Origin of the sequence: Janthinobacterium sp. YR213 (genome assembly GCF_900099875.1) — a bacterium.
Lineage (GTDB): Bacteria > Pseudomonadota > Gammaproteobacteria > Burkholderiales > Burkholderiaceae_D > Janthinobacterium > Janthinobacterium lividum.
Genome location: NZ_FNDA01000001.1, coordinates 74,705 through 91,234, shown reverse-complemented (window position 1 = coordinate 91,234; position 16,530 = coordinate 74,705). Strand labels below are relative to the sequence as shown.

The 16,530-nt window shown below is 63.0% G+C and carries 17 protein-coding genes; 10 read left to right on the top strand and 7 right to left on the bottom strand.

All coding sequences use genetic code 11. The features are described from left to right. Positions 1 to 183: 183 nt before the first annotated feature. From hpnC to BLT98_RS00375, 6 genes are all read left to right on the top strand, one after another. A complete protein-coding gene (gene hpnC / locus BLT98_RS00400; RefSeq protein WP_092606692.1) occupies positions 184 to 1,065 on the top strand; it encodes a squalene synthase HpnC in 882 nt (293 codons plus the stop codon). Positions 1,066 to 1,111: 46 nt separating this feature from the next. Next, on the top strand, positions 1,112 to 1,945 hold the full coding sequence (hpnD, locus tag BLT98_RS00395; protein WP_058050483.1) for a presqualene diphosphate synthase HpnD: 834 nt from the start codon (positions 1,112 to 1,114) through the stop codon (positions 1,943 to 1,945). A gap of 7 nt (positions 1,946 to 1,952) precedes the next feature. Then, entirely contained in the window at positions 1,953 to 3,317 is a 1,365-nt protein-coding gene (hpnE, locus tag BLT98_RS00390; protein ID WP_348272720.1) for a hydroxysqualene dehydroxylase HpnE, read from the top strand. A gap of 130 nt (positions 3,318 to 3,447) precedes the next feature. Further along, positions 3,448 to 3,603: a hypothetical protein gene (locus BLT98_RS29035; RefSeq protein ID WP_161789615.1), complete on the top strand. Its 156-nt coding sequence runs from the start codon at positions 3,448 to 3,450 to the stop codon at positions 3,601 to 3,603. A 19-nt stretch (positions 3,604 to 3,622) separates the two neighbouring features. Continuing rightward, on the top strand, positions 3,623 to 4,420 hold the full coding sequence (locus BLT98_RS00380; protein WP_230521744.1) for a DUF1700 domain-containing protein: 798 nt from the start codon (positions 3,623 to 3,625) through the stop codon (positions 4,418 to 4,420). 10 nt (positions 4,421 to 4,430) lie between these two features. Then, positions 4,431 to 5,237: a head GIN domain-containing protein gene (locus BLT98_RS00375; protein ID WP_034787287.1), complete on the top strand. Its 807-nt coding sequence runs from the start codon at positions 4,431 to 4,433 to the stop codon at positions 5,235 to 5,237. Here BLT98_RS00375 and BLT98_RS00370 read toward each other — a convergent pair. After that, positions 5,224 to 6,474: a TIGR03862 family flavoprotein gene (locus tag BLT98_RS00370; RefSeq protein WP_092604783.1), complete on the bottom strand. Its 1,251-nt coding sequence runs from the start codon at positions 6,472 to 6,474 to the stop codon at positions 5,224 to 5,226. The two genes, BLT98_RS00375 and BLT98_RS00370, sit on opposite strands and share 14 nt — an antisense overlap. A 155-nt stretch (positions 6,475 to 6,629) precedes the next feature. On the opposite strand from BLT98_RS00370, the gene BLT98_RS00365 reads away from it, so the two are divergent. Beyond that, complete coding sequence (locus tag BLT98_RS00365; RefSeq protein WP_034781412.1) at positions 6,630 to 6,863, top strand: hypothetical protein; 234 nt, start codon at positions 6,630 to 6,632, stop codon at positions 6,861 to 6,863. Positions 6,864 to 6,910: 47 nt separating this feature from the next. Here the strand turns inward: BLT98_RS00365 and moaD are convergent, their stop codons facing one another. From moaD to thrC, 3 genes are read right to left on the bottom strand one after another with little or no spacing between them, the layout of a single operon-like run. Beyond that, positions 6,911 to 7,177, bottom strand: coding sequence for a molybdopterin converting factor subunit 1 (gene moaD, locus BLT98_RS00360; protein ID WP_092604782.1), 267 nt, complete (start codon positions 7,175 to 7,177; stop codon positions 6,911 to 6,913). A gap of 10 nt (positions 7,178 to 7,187) precedes the next feature. Beyond that, complete coding sequence (gene glp, locus BLT98_RS00355) at positions 7,188 to 8,414, bottom strand: molybdopterin molybdotransferase MoeA (RefSeq protein WP_092606686.1); 1,227 nt, start codon at positions 8,412 to 8,414, stop codon at positions 7,188 to 7,190. A gap of 14 nt (positions 8,415 to 8,428) precedes the next feature. Continuing rightward, on the bottom strand, positions 8,429 to 9,925 hold the full coding sequence (gene thrC / locus BLT98_RS00350; RefSeq protein ID WP_070256163.1) for a threonine synthase: 1,497 nt from the start codon (positions 9,923 to 9,925) through the stop codon (positions 8,429 to 8,431). A gap of 269 nt (positions 9,926 to 10,194) precedes the next feature. Between thrC and BLT98_RS00345 the strand changes: the two genes are divergently transcribed. Further along, positions 10,195 to 10,935, top strand: coding sequence for an AAA family ATPase (locus BLT98_RS00345; RefSeq protein WP_070256164.1), 741 nt, complete (start codon positions 10,195 to 10,197; stop codon positions 10,933 to 10,935). A 126-nt stretch (positions 10,936 to 11,061) separates the two neighbouring features. On the opposite strand, the gene BLT98_RS00340 is transcribed toward BLT98_RS00345, so the two are convergent. From BLT98_RS00340 to kbl, 3 genes are read right to left on the bottom strand one after another with little or no spacing between them, the layout of a single operon-like run. After that, positions 11,062 to 12,462, bottom strand: coding sequence for an L-serine ammonia-lyase (locus BLT98_RS00340; protein WP_092604781.1), 1,401 nt, complete (start codon positions 12,460 to 12,462; stop codon positions 11,062 to 11,064). 46 nt (positions 12,463 to 12,508) lie between these two features. After that, complete coding sequence (locus BLT98_RS00335; RefSeq protein ID WP_034781432.1) at positions 12,509 to 13,474, bottom strand: NAD-dependent epimerase/dehydratase family protein; 966 nt, start codon at positions 13,472 to 13,474, stop codon at positions 12,509 to 12,511. A 20-nt stretch (positions 13,475 to 13,494) separates the two neighbouring features. Further along, positions 13,495 to 14,712, bottom strand: a complete 1,218-nt coding sequence (gene kbl, locus BLT98_RS00330; protein ID WP_070279496.1) for a glycine C-acetyltransferase — start codon at positions 14,710 to 14,712, stop codon at positions 13,495 to 13,497. Between the two features lie 221 nt (positions 14,713 to 14,933). Here kbl and BLT98_RS00325 point away from each other — a divergent pair, with 221 nt between their 5' ends. Continuing rightward, complete coding sequence (locus tag BLT98_RS00325) at positions 14,934 to 15,509, top strand: helix-turn-helix domain-containing protein (protein ID WP_034781438.1); 576 nt, start codon at positions 14,934 to 14,936, stop codon at positions 15,507 to 15,509. Between the two features lie 91 nt (positions 15,510 to 15,600). Beyond that, a complete protein-coding gene (locus tag BLT98_RS00320; RefSeq protein ID WP_070279495.1) occupies positions 15,601 to 16,527 on the top strand; it encodes an STM4015 family protein in 927 nt (308 codons plus the stop codon). Positions 16,528 to 16,530 lie beyond the last annotated feature (3 nt).

Sequence of the window (16,530 nt, the reverse complement as noted above, 5' to 3'; positions counted from 1 at the left end):
GTGACAATATCAGTTTGGTCATGGCGGAAGTACTCTTCGCCTAATGACTTTCTGGTTATTAATTATAATCGTGCGTAAAAGTTTTTAGTGACTTATGCGTCATTAATCTTGAGACGTACAACGCCCGGCCACATTCCAGCGTTTGAGGGTGCCGGACAAACGCAAGACTAGAGAAGTGTGTTCATGCCTGTAGACCATTACGAAAATTTTCCTGTTGCATCATTTTTACTGCCGCGCCGCCTGGTGCCCGCCGTCGAAGCCATCTATGCCTTCGCCCGCAGCGCCGACGACCTTGCCGACGAAGGCGACGCCACGCCGTCCGAGCGCCTGGCGGCCCTGCACGCCTACGAAGAGGCGCTGGGCCGCATCGCCCGCCACGAAGGCCATGGGGGCGAGAACGCCGCCATGTTCGAGCGCCTGGCCGCCGTCATTGCCAAACACCAGTTGCCGCTGAAGCCATTCCACGATCTGTTGTCCGCCTTCAAGCAGGATGTGGAAACGACGCGCTACGCCAGCTATGACGACGTGCTCGATTACTGCGCCCGTTCCGCCAACCCCGTGGGGCTGCTGATGCTGCACCTGTATGGCGCGGCCGATGAACAGAATGTACGCGATTCCGATGCCATATGTTCAGCTTTGCAACTAATTAATTTCTTGCAAGACGTCGCCATCGACCAGCAAAAAGAGCGCATCTACCTGCCGATGGAAGACCTGACCCGCTTTGCCGTCTCCGCCGCCGCCTTCGAGCGGCCCGAGGCGCACGGCAAGTGGAGCGCCCTGATGCGCTTTGAAGTGGCCCGCACGCGCGCCCTGATGCTATCCGGCGCGCCGCTGGCCCTGCGTTTGCGCGGGCGCATCGGCTGGGAGTTGCGCCTGGTGGTGCAAGGGGGCTTGCGCATCCTCGAGTGCATCGAAGCCGTCAATTACGACGTGTTCCGGCGCCGTCCCAAGCTGGAGAAACGCGACTGGCTGATCATTTTCTGGCGCGCCCTGCGCATGTCGCGCAAAAGCTTGCATCAAGAGACACAAGTAAAAACGGCTTTTCCACCGTCGCCCACTCTGTAAGACGATAGAATAGCGGCTTCGATCTGCAACCCTTGCTCTTTTGACTATGTCTCCCGACGAATACTGCCAACAAAAGGCCGCCCAGAGCGGCTCCAGCTTCTACTACAGCTTCCTGTTCCTGCCCGCCGAGCGCCGCAAGGCCATCACGGCCCTGTACGCCTTCTGCCGCGAAGTCGATGACACGGTCGACGAATGCACGGACGAAGCCGTGGCACGCACCAAGCTGGTCTGGTGGCGCAAGGAAGTCAAGGCCATGTACGAGGGCAATCCCACGCATCCCGTGATGCGCGCGCTGCAGCCGCACCTGGACGTATATAAACTGGAAGAAAAGCATTTGCAGGCCATCATCGACGGCATGGAAATGGACTTGAACCAGACCCGCTACCTCGACTACCAGGCCATGAGCCGCTATTGCTGGCACGTGGCCAGCGTGGTGGGAATCTTGTCGGCCAGCATCTTCGGCGCGACCCGCCCGGAAACCCTGCTGTACGCGGAAAAGCTGGGCCATGCCTTCCAGCTCACCAATATCATCCGCGACGTGGGCGAGGACGCGCGCAAGGGGCGCATCTACCTGCCGATCAGCGAACTGCAACAATTCAATGTGACGGCGGCCGACTTGCTGAACGCGCGCCACAGCGAAAACTTTGAAAACCTCATGCGTTTCCAGGTGGCGCGCGCGCAAAAGGCGTACGACGAAGCCTTCGCGCTCTTGCCGGCAGAAGACCGCCGCGCCCAGCGCCCGGGCCTGATCATGGCCGCCATCTACCGCACCCTGCTCAATGAAGTCGAACGCGACGGCTACCACGTGCTGAAACAGCGCATCTCGCTCACGCCGATCCGCAAACTGTGGCTGGCCTGGAAGACCTGGGTTCGTGGCTAAGAGCAGCGTGAAGCAACGCTACGCCGTCATCGGTGCCGGCTGGGCTGGCTGCGCGGCGGCCATGGAACTGGCGCGCGCCGGTCACGCGGTGAGCGTATTCGAGGCGGCGCGCACCTTGGGCGGGCGCGCGCGCCGGGTCGAACGCGAAAGCACTGTGCTCGACAACGGCCAGCACATCTTGCTGGGCGCTTACACGGAAACCTTGCGCCTGATCAAGCTGGCGGGGCAAGACCCGGACGAGCTGATCCTCACCCTGCCCCTGCAGATGCGCTATCCGGCCGGCTCGGGCGGCATGGATTTCATCGCGCCGCGCCTGCCCGCGCCCCTGCACCTGGCATGGGCCCTGCTGCGCGCCCAGGGATTATTGCGCGCCGACAAGCTAGCCCTGATGCGCTTTTCCACCGCCATGCGGACGATGGGCTGGCAGCTGTATAACGATTGCTCGGTCAGCGAATTGCTGCAGCGCTTCGACCAGACGGACCGTTTGAACCGGCTGATGTGGCACCCGCTGTGCCTGGCCGCATTGAATACCCCGCCCGAGCGCGCCTCGGCCCGCGTCTTCCTCAACGTGCTGCGCGACAGCCTGGGCGCCAGCCGCCGCCGCGCCTCCGACATGCTGATCCCGAAGGCGGACCTGAGCGCCCTGTTACCCGACGCGGCAAGCCGCTACGTGGTGCAGCATGGCGGTACAGTCCGCACCGGCGCCAAAATCACCGCCTTGCAGGCGCTGCCCGATGGCCGCTGGGGGCTTGATGACGGCGTCGATGACGGCGAGCACTATGATGGCGTGATCGTGGCCACCTCGTCCGCGCAGGCGACCAGCCTGCTGCAAGGCTTGCACGATGCGCGCCTTGCCGATGCAATTGAGCGCATGCAAGCGTTCACGCCAGAAGCCATCAGCACCTGTTACCTGCAGTACGATGCCTCGGTGCGCCTGGACTTGCCGTTCTACGCCCTCGTCGATGCGCCGGAGCAACAGCACTGGGGCCAGTTCGTCTTCGACCGGGGCCAGCTCGACAGCAACCAGGCGGGCTTGCTGGCCGTCGTCATCAGCGCCTCCGGCTATGCCGCCGAGCAAGGCCATGGACCGCTGGCGCAAGCCATCGCGGCGCAGCTGGCCCAGGTGTTGCAGCGCCCTGCCCTGGCGCAGCCCCTGTGGACCCAGCTGATCACGGAAAAGCGCGCCACCTTTGCCTGCACGCCCGACCTGGCTCGCCCCGGCAACGCCAGCGGCGTGCCTGGCTTGCTGCTGGCTGGCGACTACACGGCCAATGATGACCGGACGCAAGACTATCCGGCCACCATCGAGGCCGCCGTGCGCAGCGGCGTGGCGGCGGCAAAGGCCATTACCACGGGCAAGGTGGCAAAGTAGACTTGACGGTGCATCCTCCCCTGGTGTCGCTCGCCCCCGCGAAATTGCATTCTGTCGCACCGCGCTGGTGCGCTCGCGTGCGCTTGGGTACAGTCTGATCATCGACAACGGCCATGCCACGGGGAATACCATGCACACCACCTTGCACTTGAAAAACAGCTTGAAAGCCCTGGCGCTGCTGGCTGGTGTGGTGCTGGCCACATTCATCGTCATTCACGCACAGCAGGCGCCACAGGCACCATTGCTGCTGAGCCAGGCAAGCATGCTGCTGCCGGCCATGGGCTGAAGCGGCGGACAGGAAGAATATGATGAACAAACAAGATTATCTCGACGCACTGCGGCGCGCGCTGGCAGGTTTACCACCAGACCTGGTCGCCAAGACGCTCGACTATTACGAACAGACCTTCATCGAAGGCGCTGCGGCCGGCCGCAGCGAGCACGAGATCGCAGAAGACCTGGGCGACCCGAAAAAAATCGCCCTTACCTTGCGCAACAGCACGCACCGCCAGGCTTTCGAACAAAAGAAAACCCCCGTCAACCTGCTGCGCCTGCTCGTCTCGCTGGTGGGCCTGGCCATCTTCAACCTGTTCATGGTCGTGCCTGCCGCCGTGTACGCAGCCCTGCTGGCTACCCTGTACGCCGTCGGCCTGAGCTTTTACCTGGCCGGCATCGCCATCACGGCCAGCGGTTTGTCCGGCGCCAACGAACTGGTGCTCGACGGTCCCCTGCGCCACGTCTTCATCCACGACGATGACGGCGGCGAAAACGGCGAACGGCGCGAAACGCGCATCACCATCGGCGACACGGGCATCGAAGTCGATCACCTGCCGGGCCGCTTGCAGCATGACCCGGCCGAGTCCGAGCCCGGGGCGCCCGGCGCTTCCTCGCGCATGATGGAGCGGGCCGAAGCGCTGGCCGGCGGGGGCATCCGCATCTCCACCGACATGGACCGCGATGCGCGCACCACGCAAACCGTCTTTGGCGTGGGTATGCTGCTCGGCGGCATCGCCATCTTCCTGCTCAGTCTGGTCGTAACGCGCTATACCTTGATCGGCATCAAGCGCTACGTTGCCATGAATGTTTCCCTGCTCAAAGGTCACTAGAAAGGCTGCCATGAAACGCTTGCTCAAAGTTGGCCTGTCCATGCTCTTGCTGGCACTGGTCCTGATCGCCATGTCGTATGCGGCGCTGCGCGCCAAGGGAATCAGCAATCCCAGCAGCGCCGCCGGCCGCGCCGTGCGCAGCGAAACGCGCCCGGTTTCCCCCAATATCAACAGCATCGACCTGGCCGGTCCCATCGACCTGGTGCTGCGCCGCGGCGCCACGCCATCGCTGAAGGTCAGCGGCGAACAGCGTCTGCTGTCCAACGTCGACACCACGCAGGATGGCACGACCCTGCATATCGGCCCGAAAGGCATGCTGTTCCACCACCGCCAGCCCCTGCAGGTGGAACTGGTGCTGCCCGCCCTCGTCCGCGTCGAAGTGCACGGTAACGGCGACAGCAAGATCACGGGATTTTCCGGAGACAGTTTCATCCTGGAATTGACGGGATCGGGCGATGTCAGTTTCACGGGACGCTACAAGCAGGTTCAAGCCACGGTCAACGGCAGCGGCGACCTCGACATCAATGGCGGCAACAGCGACAGCGTGGTGCTGGAAATGGTGGGCTCCGGTCGCATCGCCGCCAGCGGCAATACCAAGTTCCTGCGTGCCGATCTGAGCGGTTCAGGCGATATCGATGCCGAGCACCTGGCCGCCGACAAGGCCAGCGTCAGCCTGCAAGGCTCCGGCACGAGCACCGTCTTCGTGCGCGACGCCAGCAACCTGACCCTGCGCGGCAGCGGCGACATCCACGTCCACGGCAACCCGCGTCAGCGCGAGACGCAGAAAAGCGGCTCGGGCGAAATTACCTGGCACTAACGTTCTCTTCCAGCCAACTGACCGCCTGCTCGCCGGCCGCCTTGCCTTGCGCCAGGCAGGCCGTCAGCAGGTAGCCGCCCGTCGGCGCTTCCCAGTCCAGCATTTCCCCCGCCAGGAACACGCCCGGCATGGCGCGCAGCATGCTGCCTTTGACACCCTCGAATTCCACGCCGCCGGCGCTGCTGATGGCTTCATCGATGGGGCGCGGACGCACAAGTCGGACGGGCAGCAGCTTGATGGCGTCCGCCAGCCTGGCTTCATCGGCGAAGTCGGACGCGCTCAGGCATTCTCGCAGCAAGCCCGATTTCACGCCCTTGATGCCCAGACGGCTATTCAGGTGGCTGGACATGGAGCGGGAACCGCGCGGGCGCGTCACTTCCTCGAACACGCGTTCATGCGTGTGGTCGGGCGCCAGGTCGAGCCAGATGGTGGTGCTGCCCTCGGCGGCGATCTGCTCGCGCAGCGCAGCCGACAGCGCGTAGATCAAGCTGCCCTCGACGCCGCCCGCCGTGATGACGAACTGGCCCTGGCGCTTGATGAGCAAGCCATCGATGTCGCGCGCCGTGATGGCCACCGTCGCCAGCGGTTCGCCGGCATGGCGGCTGCTGAAATACTCGCTCCAGTCCACGTCGAAGCCGCAATTGGCCGGCGCCAGGGGCGCCACGGCCACGCCCTGCTCTCGCAGCAGCGGCACCCAGGCGCCGTCCGATCCCAGCCGCGCCCAGCTGCCGCCACCGAGCGCCAGGATCACGGCGTCGAAAGCGAATAACCGCTCGCCGTCCGGCGTGGCAAACGCCAGCTGGCCGTCGCGCCAGCCTGTCCAGCGGTGGCGCATGTGCAATTGCACGCCCGCTTCGCGCAGGCGGTGCAGCCAGGCGCGCAGCAAGGGCGCCGCCTTCATGTCCGTCGGGAAGACGCGGTTCGAGGAGCCAACGAAAGTATCCACGCCCAGGCCGTGCACCCAGTCGCGCACCTTTTGCGGGCCGAACTGGTCCAGCGCCGGCTTGAGCCAGCGGGCCTGCCTGCCGTAGCGCGAGACGAAGGACTGGTAGTCTTCCGCATGCGTGATATTCATGCCGCCGCGTCCCGCCAGCAGGAATTTGCGGCCGACGGACGGCATGGCGTCGAACAGCTCCACCCTGGCACCCTGGTCGGTGGCAGCCTGGGCGGCCATCAGGCCGGCAGGGCCGCCGCCGATGACGGCGATGTGAAAGGGAGGAAGGCTGGAATGGGTCATGGCAAGCTGGAAAGACGGTGAAAACCCCGGCATTTTAGTCGAGATAAGGCGCGGGGATGGCAAGAATGCCGAAAAATGATGCATACTGCGCCAACATGCTGCAGCGATCGGCACTTTGACTTCACGAGACAACGAGACGACAAGAGGAGAAACACATGGGTGCAGGATTCTGGATTTCCCGTTATTTGCTGGCCAGTTCGATCTTATTCATCATCCTGACGGTGGTCGAGTACAGCAAGGGCACCACCAGCCAGGCTGACATCCTCAGCGCGCTGGCCTGGTCGCTGGTGGCGTCGGCCATCTTCATCGGTTCGAAATACTGGCGCTACAAGAAAGCCATCGCCTGCGCCACGTGCAGCGGGGACAAACCGAAAACCAAGTCTTCATGAAAAAACGGCCACTTCGATGAAGTGGCCGTCTCATTTGGGAAGCGGGATCAGCCGCCCGTCACGGGTGGAAAGAACGCCACCTCGTCGCCGTCGCCTACCACGGTAGCGGCATCGCACATCACCTGATTATGCGCCATGCGCAGCGCGCGCCCCTGCGCCAGCGCGTATTCCCAGTTGCCGCCGCGGGCGATCAGGAGATTTCGCACCTCGCCCACCGTCAGCCGTGACGCGGCCTCCGCGCTCACTTCCAGCACTTCATGGCCGGTTCCCACCAGCTCGCGCACGCTGGCAAAAAATCGCAGATTGATCTTCATCGCTACTTCCTTAGTACAGCAATTCGTTAAACGGGATAAACCGCAGCATGTCGCCACGCGCAATCGACAGCCCCGGCGGGCAATCGATCAAGCCGTCGCCCCACACGGTGGACGTCAGCACGCCCGAACTCTGGTTGGCGAACAGTTCCAGCTCGCCCTCCTCATTGACCTTGGCGCGCAAGAACTCATTGCGCTTGTCCGCCTTCAGGCGCTCGAACGCGGCCGGCAGCTTGTAGCTGCGCGGCGCCAGATTCCCCGCCACACCTTGCAGGCGCAGGATGAAGGGGCGCACGAACAGCAGGAACGTGACGAAGCTGGAGACGGGATTGCCAGGCAAGCCGATAAAGAACGCATCCTGCACTTCGCCAAACGCCAGCGGCTTGCCCGGCTTGACGGCGATCTGCCACATGTTCAGCCGCCCTTCCGCTTCCACGGCCGGCTTGATATGGTCTTCCTCGCCCACGGACACGCCGCCCGAGGTGATGATCAGATCATTGCCCTGGGCCGCCTGGCGCAGCACGGCCTTTGTCGCTTCCAGGCTGTCGGGCACGATGCCCAGGTCCGTGATCTCGCAGCCCAGATTTTCCAGCAGGCCGCGCAAGGTAAAGCGGTTCGAGTTGTAGACGGCGCCCGGCGCCAGGGGTTCACCGGGCATGGCCAGCTCGTCGCCCGTGAAGAAGACGGCGACGCGCAGCTTGCGCAGCACCGGCAGCTGCGCCAGGCCCACCGAGGCGGCCAGGCCCATTTCCTGGCTGCGCAGGCGGCGACCGGCACCGAGGATCTCGCCGCCGGCGCGGATATCCTCGCCCTGGCGGCGCACCCATTCACCCGCCTGCGGCACGTGATTGACCGTCACCACGCCGTCAAGCAAGGTGCACTGCTCCTGCATCACGACGCAATCGGCGCCGTCCGGGATCAGGGCGCCCGTGAAGATGCGCGCCGCCGTCCCCGGCTGCAGGGGCTGGCCCACGTGGCCGGCCGCGATGCGCTGCGACACGGGCAAGCTGGCCGCGCCGCTGGCGCAATCCTGCGCGCGCACGGCATAGCCATCCATCTGCGTGTTGTCCCGCTCGGGCACGTTCAGGGTCGACGTTTGCGCGGCCGCCAGCACGCGGCCGTTGGCGCGCATGGTGTCGACCAGCTCCACCTCGGCCACCGGGCGCGCCGCCCCCAGCATGAAGGCTTGCGCCTCGGCCACCGACAGCATCGGCTTGCGTTGTGCGCTCGGATCGTTCATCACAGGCCCGCTCATCACAAGCCCGTATTGGCGGCGATATACGCCTTCATCTTTTCCACGTCCGCATCCATCACGACGAACTTTTGCGGCAAGTCTTCGATGTTCTCGAAGCCCTTTGGCCGTTCCGCGTCCACGCCCAGCGCTTCGAGGATGGTTTCGTTGAACTTGGCCGCCAGCGCCGTTTCCAGCACGATCATCGGCACGTTGGGCTCCAGGTGCTCGCGCGCCACCTTGATGCCGTCGGCCGTGTGCGTGTCGATGGTGATGCCGTAGTCGTCGGCCACGTCGCGGATGGTATCGAGGCGGTCCTGGTGCGTGGACTTGCCCGACTTGAAGCCGTACTTGGCCACCAGCTTGAATTCGTCGCCGTCGCTGCCAGGCTTGCCGGACAAGTCGAAGCCGCCGTGCGTTTCCACTTTCGTGAACAGGGCGCGCACGCGGTCGCTGTCGCGACCCACCAGGTCGTAGACGAAGCGCTCGAAGTTCGACGCTTTCGAGATATCCATCGACGGGCTGCTCGTATGGTAGGTCTCGGCGGACTTGCGCACGCGGTAGACGCCCGTGCGGAAGAATTCGTCAAGCACGTCGTTTTCATTCGTCGCCGCCACCAGTTTCGAGATGGGCAGCCCCATCATGCGGGCGATATGGCCGGCGCAGATATTGCCGAAGTTGCCCGACGGCACCGTGAACGACACTTTTTGCTCGTTGCTGGTGGTGGCCGCCAGGTAGCCACGGAAGTAGTACACGACCTGCGCCACGACGCGCGCCCAGTTGATGGAGTTGACGGTGCCGATCTTCTGTTTCGCCTTGAACGGCAAGTCGTTCGAGACAGCCTTGACCATGTCCTGGCAATCGTCGAACACGCCTTCGACGGCGATGTTGTAGATATTCGGGTCTTGCAGGCTGAACATCTGCGCCGTCTGGAAGGCGCTCATTTTCTTGTGCGGCGACAGCATGAAGACGCGGATGCCCTTCTTGCCGCGCATCGCGTATTCGGCCGCGCTGCCCGTGTCGCCCGACGTGGCGCCGAAGATATTGAGTTCGGCGTCGTGCTTGGCCAAGGTGTATTCGAACAGGTTGCCCAGCAGCTGCATGGCCATGTCCTTGAAGGCCAGGGTCGGGCCGTTCGACAGCGCCTGCAGCATCAGGGTGGTCTGGCCGCCCTTGACGACGTTTTCTTCGAGCACGCGCAGCGGCGTGATGTCGGCCGCGTTTTCGCCGGCGCGGGCGTTCTTGTAGACTGCCTTGGTATAGGTTTTCGCCGTCAGTGCCTTCAGGTCCGCGGCCGGGATATCGGTGGCGAACTTCTTCAGGATTTCGTAGGCCAGGTCGGCATACGACAATGTGCGCCAGGCGTTCAGCTCGGCACCAGTGACTTGCGGGTAGTGTTCAGGGAGATACAATCCGCCATCGGGGGCGAGGCCGCCCAGGAGGATGTCGGAAAATTGCTGCAAAGATGACTGTTGCGACTGCAATGGCGCTTTATCAGCGCGGGTAGACACGTAATGCATAGATTTGAAGAGTCCAGTTGAGCTGAGAGCGGTTAATCATGAATGGCAGCGGATATTATAGTGCCAGCCGCCGTCCAAGGCGAATCGCGTGGCGCCAGCCAGCTCAGGATGTGACAATTGGAGAGCCTGGATATTGTCAATGCAGCCATAATGGCATGAGATCAAGCCAGGCAAACATGGCCGGCGTGCGTACTGGCGTGCGCCGCCGATTTGCGCCACACTGTGCTTTCTGCCCTGTAAAGTGCCAATCATGGAGTCGAAAACCGGCCATGCCGATCAGTAAAAAACCGTATTTGCAAAGCGCCGCGCTGCGCCCCGACGCTGTCGTCGACATGGACCACTATCCGTTCACCATCCCCGCCATCCGCGACTTCGTGCACATGGACTTCCACCGCGACGTGACGTTTTTCGTGGGCGAAAATGGCAGCGGCAAGTCGACCATGCTCGAAGCGCTGGCCGTGGCGCTGGGCTTCGGCAAGGATGGCGGCACGCGCAACGTGCGCATCGCCCTGCCGTCGGACGAGGAATCGGGCTTGCACGCGCACTTGCGCCTGAGCAAGAGCTACAAGAAGCCCGAGGACAGCTATTTCCTGCGCGCCGAAAGCTTTTTCAACGTCGCCACCTACATGGACGACATGCCCGAATACCTGGCCAGCTACGGCGGCAAGTCGCTGCACGCGCAATCGCACGGCGAAGCATTCATGGCGACCCTGATCAACAAGCTGCGCGGCAAGGGCTTGTATCTGCTGGACGAGCCCGAGGCGGCCCTGTCGCCCAGCCGCCAGATGGCGGCGCTATCGGTGATCCACCAGCTGGTGCAGGACGACTCCCAGCTGATCATCGCCACCCATTCGCCCATCCTGCTGGCCTACCCGAACGCGAAAATCCTGATGTTTACGGGCGGCGGCATCCACGAGGTGGCATATGAAGACACCGAGCACTTCGCCGTGACGCGCGATTTCTTGAATAACTACCCCAGGAGGCTGGAGCAGCTGTTCGAGGAGGAATGAGGGTGATGGCTTGCTGCCGTGGTGATGTCGGCTTACGCGCTTTGCGCTAAGCCGACCTACGCCGGCGGTGGCGTATCGTAGGTCGGATTAGCACTCCGCGCGTAATCCGACACTACCAGCAACACATCAGCAAGCGGCGTGGTTGACGGTGATTACATGCACGGCCAGGCCGCCCAGCGACGTTTCCTTGTACTTGTCCTGCATGTCCGCGCCCGTCTGGCGCATGGTTTCGATGACTTCGTCGAGGCTGACGAAATGGGTGCCATCGCCCTTCAGCGCCAGCGAGGCGGCCGTGATGGCTTTCACGGCGCCCATGCCATTGCGTTCGATGCAGGGAATCTGCACCAGGCCTCCGATAGGGTCGCACGTCATGCCCAGGTGGTGTTCGATGCCGATTTCGGCCGCGTTTTCGATCTGCTCGTTGGTGCCGCCCAATGCCGCCACCAGGCCGGCGGCCGCCATGGCGCACGCCACGCCCACTTCGCCCTGGCAACCCACTTCGGCGCCCGAGATCGAGGCATTGCGCTTGCACAGCATGCCGATGGCGGCTGCCGTCAGCATGAAGCGGCGCACGCCGCCGACCGGATCGCTGGGGCGGCAATCCTGCGCATAGTAGCGCAGCACGGCCGGGATGATGCCGGCGGCGCCGTTGGTCGGGGCAGTGACCACGCGCCCGCCGGCCGCGTTTTCCTCGTTGACGGCCATCGCGTACAGGCTGACCAGGTGCACGGCGTCGTGCGGCAAGTCGTTGGCGCGGTTGTCGGATGCCTTCGCTTCCTGCGCCAGGCGCCACAATTTCGCGGCGCGGCGCTTCACGTTCAAGCCGCCCGGCAGGTTGCCCGTCGTTTCCAGGCCGTGCGCGATGCAGTCGCGCATGACGTGCCAGATGCGGTCCAGTCCCTCATCGAGTTCCGCGTCGCTGCGCTTGACGCATTCGTTCGCGCGCAGCATTTCAGGGATCGACAGGCCGCTTTCCACGCCGTGCGCCAGCAACTGCTCCATGGTATCGAAAGGGAAGACAACCCGCGCGCTGGCGGCCGACTCCACGACCGCTTCGGCTTGCGCCTCGCCCGCTTCGCGGATAAAACCGCCGCCGATCGAGTAATACACCTTGTCGACCCGGCTGCCGTCCGCCAGTTTCAGGGTGAAACGCATGCCGTTCGGATGTTCGGGCAGGGATTCGCTCTTGTGCCAGATCAAGCCCGTGGCGGCCGTGAACGGCACCACGTGCGTGCCCAGCAAGGCGATCTCGCCGGCCGCCTCGATGGCGGCCAGCTTGCTGTCGACGGCATCGGGCGCCACGTCCTGCGGCGTTTCGCCCATCAGGCCAAGAATGACGGCTTTGTCCGTGGCATGGCCCACGCCCGTCAGCGCCAGCGAGCCATACAGGGCCGCCTCGACGCCCACTACCTGGTCCAGCGGACCGTATTCGACCAGAAACCGCCGCGCCGCCACCATCGGCCCCACCGTGTGGGAACTCGACGGCCCGATGCCGATCTTGAACAGGTCAAATACGCTCATATCCATGTAGTGTCTCTTTATATTAGTATGTTTTTAAATGCGCGGGCGTGCTTCAGGCAGCCTTGGCGGCGTGACCCACGTCGACATTGGCCAGCATGTCCGTGACCATCTGCTCGACGCCGATCTGCGCCTTCCAGCCCCAGTCCGCGCTGGCCTTGCTGTCGTCCAGGCTTTGCGGCCAGCTGTCGGCGATGGCCTGGCGGCTGTCCGGCTTGTAGCTGATCTTGAAGTCCGGCACCATGCGCACGATGGCCTTGGCCAGCTGCTCGGGGTTGAACGACACGCCGGCCACATTGTAGGACGAACGGATCTTGATCTGCGACACAGGAGCGTCCATCAGTTCGATGGTGGCGCGGATGGCGTCGGGCATGTAAATCATCGGCAAGGTGGTGTTCGCATCGAGGAAGCAGTCATAGCGCTCGCCGCGCAAGGCCGCATGGAAGATGGCGATGGCGTAATCGGTGGTGCCGCCACCCGGAGGCGATTTGTAGCTGATGATGCCAGGATAGCGGATGCTGCGCACGTCCACGCCGTACTTGTTGAAGTAGTACTCGCACAGGCGCTCGCCGGCCAGCTTGCTGATGCCGTACATCGAGGTCGGGTCCATCACCGTCATTTGCGGCGTGTTCACCTGCGGCGTATTCGGGCCGAAGGCGGCGATCGACGATGGCCAGAAGATGCGCAGCGGCTTGCCTGCCTCGCCGCGCTCGCGCGCCAGTTCCAGGATATTCAGCAGGCCGTCCATGTTCAGGCTCCACGCCTTCAGCGGCGCCGCTTCGCCCGTGGCCGACAGCATGGCCGCCAGCTGGTACACCTGGGTGATGCCTTCATCGGCGATGATCTTCGCCAGGCCGTCCTTGTCCAGCACATTCAATTGCGCATAGCGCTTGGCCTGGTACAGGTTGTTCGTGCCGATGTCGCTGGCGATGACGTTGTCCGCGCCGTGCTGCTGCGCCAGCGCGCCCACCAGCTCACTACCGATTTGGCCGTTTGCGCCAATGACTAAAATACGTTCCATCTTCTTATCCTGATTTCTTGTTAATTGGTAGTGGTCAGCAGACCGAGTTCCTTGCCAGCCTGCTCGAAGGCGGCCAGCACTTGCACCAGCTGTTCGCGGGTGTGGGCAGCCGACAGCTGCACGCGCACCCTGGCCTGGCCCATCGGCACGACCGGGTAGAAGAAGCCCGTCACCAGCACGCCCAGTTCATACAGGCGGGCGGCGAATTTCTGCGCCACGGGCGCGTCGAACAGCATCACCGGCACGACGGGATGGGTGCCCGGCTTGATGGTGAAGCCGATGCGTTCGATCTCGCTGCGGAAGAAAGCCGTGTTGTCATGCAGGCGGTCGCGCAGTTCCGTCGACTTGGCCAGGCGCTCCAGTACCGACAGCGAAGCGCCGGCGATCGATGGCGCCAGCGTGTTCGAGAACAGGTAGGGACGCGATTTCTGGCGCAGGGTGTCGATGACTTCCTTGCGCGCCGATGTGAAGCCGCCCATGGCGCCGCCCAGGGCCTTGCCCAGGGTGCCCGTAATGATGTCGATGCGGCCCATCACATTGTGGTGTTCGTGCGTGCCGCGGCCCGTCGCGCCCATGAAGCCGGAAGCGTGGCATTCGTCGATCATCACCAGCGCGCCGTACTGGTCGGCCAGGTCGCAGATCTTGTCGAGCTGCGCAATCGTGCCGTCCATCGAGAACACGCCGTCCGTGACGATGACCTTATGGCGCTTGCCGGCGGCAATCGCCGCTTTCAGCTGCACTTCCAGGTCGGCCATGTCGTTATGCAGGTAGCGGTAGCGGCCAGCCTTGCACAGGCGGATGCCGTCGATGATGGACGCGTGGTTCAGCGCATCGGAGATGATGGCGTCGTTTTCATCGAACAGTGGCTCGAACACGCCGCCGTTGGCGTCAAAAGCCGCCGCGTACAAAATCGTGTCTTCGGTCCCCAGGAACGCGGAAATCGCCTGTTCCAGTTCCTTGTGCACGGTTTGCGTGCCGCAGATGAAGCGCACGGACGACAGGCCGTAGCCGTACTTTTGCGTGGCGGCAATAGACGCTTCCTGCGTCTGCAGGTCGCCGGACAGGCCCAGGTAGTTATTCGCACACATATTGATCAGGGTACGGCCATCGTCGCACACCACTTCGGCGCCCTGGCGCGAGGCGATCACGCGCTCGGGCTTGTACAAGCCCTGCTGGCGCAGTTGATCGAGATTCTGTTGCAGACCGCTGAAAAAGGTGTTCTTCGCTTGCTCGCTCATGATGATCCTTGTGTGTCCCTGTTGTATGTGTGGTATCCGGGTGACCTCAGCCGCCATAGGGAAAAGCGGCCGCTTGACCGGTGCGCGCACAATGCTGTACCGTGAAGCGCTGTTTGAAGTCTACACGTTTCCGTGTTTTTCCTCAAAATCCACTATTTCGAACTGAAATTCAATATAGTGGATATTACCCAAGCCTTTTGAACTTTGCAAGCCACCTGCCGATGAAAACCAGCGTTTCGACCAATTCTCCCCCTGAAGTAGGTGCCACCCTGCAACGGCTGCGCCTGGCGCGCGGCCTGACACTGGAGGATTTGTCGCGCATCGCGGGCGTCTCGAAGTCCATGCTGTCGCAAATCGAGCGCGAAAAAGCCAATCCCACCATCGCCATCACGTGGCGCCTGGCCAACGCCCTGGGCGTGCAGATCGGCGAATTGCTGTCCAGCGCGGAAAAAACCGTGGAAACCATCCGCATCACGGACGCCCACGAAACCCCCACCCTGCCCGGCGACCACGCGGGCTACGTGCTGCGCATCCTCGGGCCGATGGAACTGGCCGGCAAATACGAATGGTATGAAGTGACGCTGGCGCCGGGCGGCGAACTGGCGTCGCAACCGCACGATCCGGGCACCACCGAGCATTTGACGGTGATCCACGGCAACCTGGAGCTGGAAGTGGGCGCGGCGAAGAAAAAGGTCAAGAATGGCGGCACGGCACGCTATCCGGCGGACCAGCCGCATACCATCCGCAACCTGGGCAAGACGGAAGGCAAGGCCTTATTGGTGGTAATCCATAGATAGTTGCTTTTCAGCGGTGTGCAATAAGCTCTTTCGCCCATGCTAAGATTTTGGATTAGACAAGATTTTCACTGTCTTTCATGGAGCCTTAGCAATGACGATTTCCGAAAGCACCACCCTCTTCCACCAAAAAAAGGTCGTCCAGTACGATCCTGATATTGCGCTGCAATCCGGGCAGGATATCGTCTACCGCCTCTCGCTCGAGTATGACGACAAGCGCAAGATGCCGGACCTGATCGCCGGCTTCCTGGAAAAAACCGACAAGCATGCGCTTGAGGCGCTGATCATCGGCATGTGGGGCGACCCGTACGAGGCAGGCGCCGACGAGGTGATCGCCGCGCTGGCCAGCCACGCGCCGCAGTTGCCGAACTTGCGCGCCCTGTTCATCGGCGACATGACGTACGAGGAATGCGAAATCTCGTGGATCGTGCAAGGCAGCTACAAGCCGCTGCTGGACGCTTTCCCGCAGCTGGAAGAACTGCGCATCCGTGGCGGCAATGAATTGATCATCGAACCGTTCGCGCACCAGAACCTGCGCAAGTTCACCATCGAGTCCGGCGGCCTCGATCAGAAGATCGCGCAGGCGCTGGCCCAGTCGAGCATGCCCAAGCTGGAATACCTGGAACTGTGGCTGGGCACGGAGGACTACGGCTTCTCGGGCGACGTGGCGCTGTACCAGAAAGTACTGGCGCAACTGGCCACGCCAACCCTGCGTTACCTGGGCTTGCGCGATGCGCAGATCGCCGACGAGCTGGCCGTCTGGCTGGCCAACGAGCCGCTGCTGGCCACGGTCGAGACCCTGGATCTGTCGCTGGGCACTCTGGGCGACGTCGGCGCCGAAGCACTGCTGCACGGCACGCAATTGGGCAATCTGAAGCGCATGGACCTGTCGCACCACTATATCTCGGAAGCGAACCAGGAAAAACTCAAGGCCCTGCCCTTCCCGGTCAGGCTCGATGATCCGCAGGAAGACGACGAGGACGACGACGAAGTCTATCGCTACGTCGCCGTCGGCGAATAAATA

What these genes read in the sequence shown, in the direction of transcription:
- hpnC (WP_092606692.1), top strand. Translation starts at nt 184, where the DNA reads ATGCCTGTAGACCATTACGAAAATTTTCCTGTTGCATCATTTTTACTG.
- hpnD (WP_058050483.1), top strand. Translation starts at nt 1,112, where the DNA reads ATGTCTCCCGACGAATACTGCCAACAAAAGGCCGCCCAGAGCGGCTCC.
- BLT98_RS29035 (WP_161789615.1), top strand. Translation starts at nt 3,448, where the DNA reads ATGCACACCACCTTGCACTTGAAAAACAGCTTGAAAGCCCTGGCGCTG.
- BLT98_RS00380 (WP_230521744.1), top strand. Translation starts at nt 3,623, where the DNA reads ATGATGAACAAACAAGATTATCTCGACGCACTGCGGCGCGCGCTGGCA.
- BLT98_RS00375 (WP_034787287.1), top strand. Translation starts at nt 4,431, where the DNA reads ATGAAACGCTTGCTCAAAGTTGGCCTGTCCATGCTCTTGCTGGCACTG.
- BLT98_RS00370 (WP_092604783.1), bottom strand. Translation starts at nt 6,474, where the DNA reads ATGACCCATTCCAGCCTTCCTCCCTTTCACATCGCCGTCATCGGCGGC.
- BLT98_RS00365 (WP_034781412.1), top strand. Translation starts at nt 6,630, where the DNA reads ATGGGTGCAGGATTCTGGATTTCCCGTTATTTGCTGGCCAGTTCGATC.
- moaD (WP_092604782.1), bottom strand. Translation starts at nt 7,177, where the DNA reads ATGAAGATCAATCTGCGATTTTTTGCCAGCGTGCGCGAGCTGGTGGGA.
- glp (WP_092606686.1), bottom strand. Translation starts at nt 8,414, where the DNA reads ATGAACGATCCGAGCGCACAACGCAAGCCGATGCTGTCGGTGGCCGAG.
- thrC (WP_070256163.1), bottom strand. Translation starts at nt 9,925, where the DNA reads ATGCATTACGTGTCTACCCGCGCTGATAAAGCGCCATTGCAGTCGCAA.
- BLT98_RS00345 (WP_070256164.1), top strand. Translation starts at nt 10,195, where the DNA reads ATGCCGATCAGTAAAAAACCGTATTTGCAAAGCGCCGCGCTGCGCCCC.
- BLT98_RS00340 (WP_092604781.1), bottom strand. Translation starts at nt 12,462, where the DNA reads ATGGATATGAGCGTATTTGACCTGTTCAAGATCGGCATCGGGCCGTCG.
- BLT98_RS00335 (WP_034781432.1), bottom strand. Translation starts at nt 13,474, where the DNA reads ATGGAACGTATTTTAGTCATTGGCGCAAACGGCCAAATCGGTAGTGAG.
- kbl (WP_070279496.1), bottom strand. Translation starts at nt 14,712, where the DNA reads ATGAGCGAGCAAGCGAAGAACACCTTTTTCAGCGGTCTGCAACAGAAT.
- BLT98_RS00325 (WP_034781438.1), top strand. Translation starts at nt 14,934, where the DNA reads ATGAAAACCAGCGTTTCGACCAATTCTCCCCCTGAAGTAGGTGCCACC.
- BLT98_RS00320 (WP_070279495.1), top strand. Translation starts at nt 15,601, where the DNA reads ATGACGATTTCCGAAAGCACCACCCTCTTCCACCAAAAAAAGGTCGTC.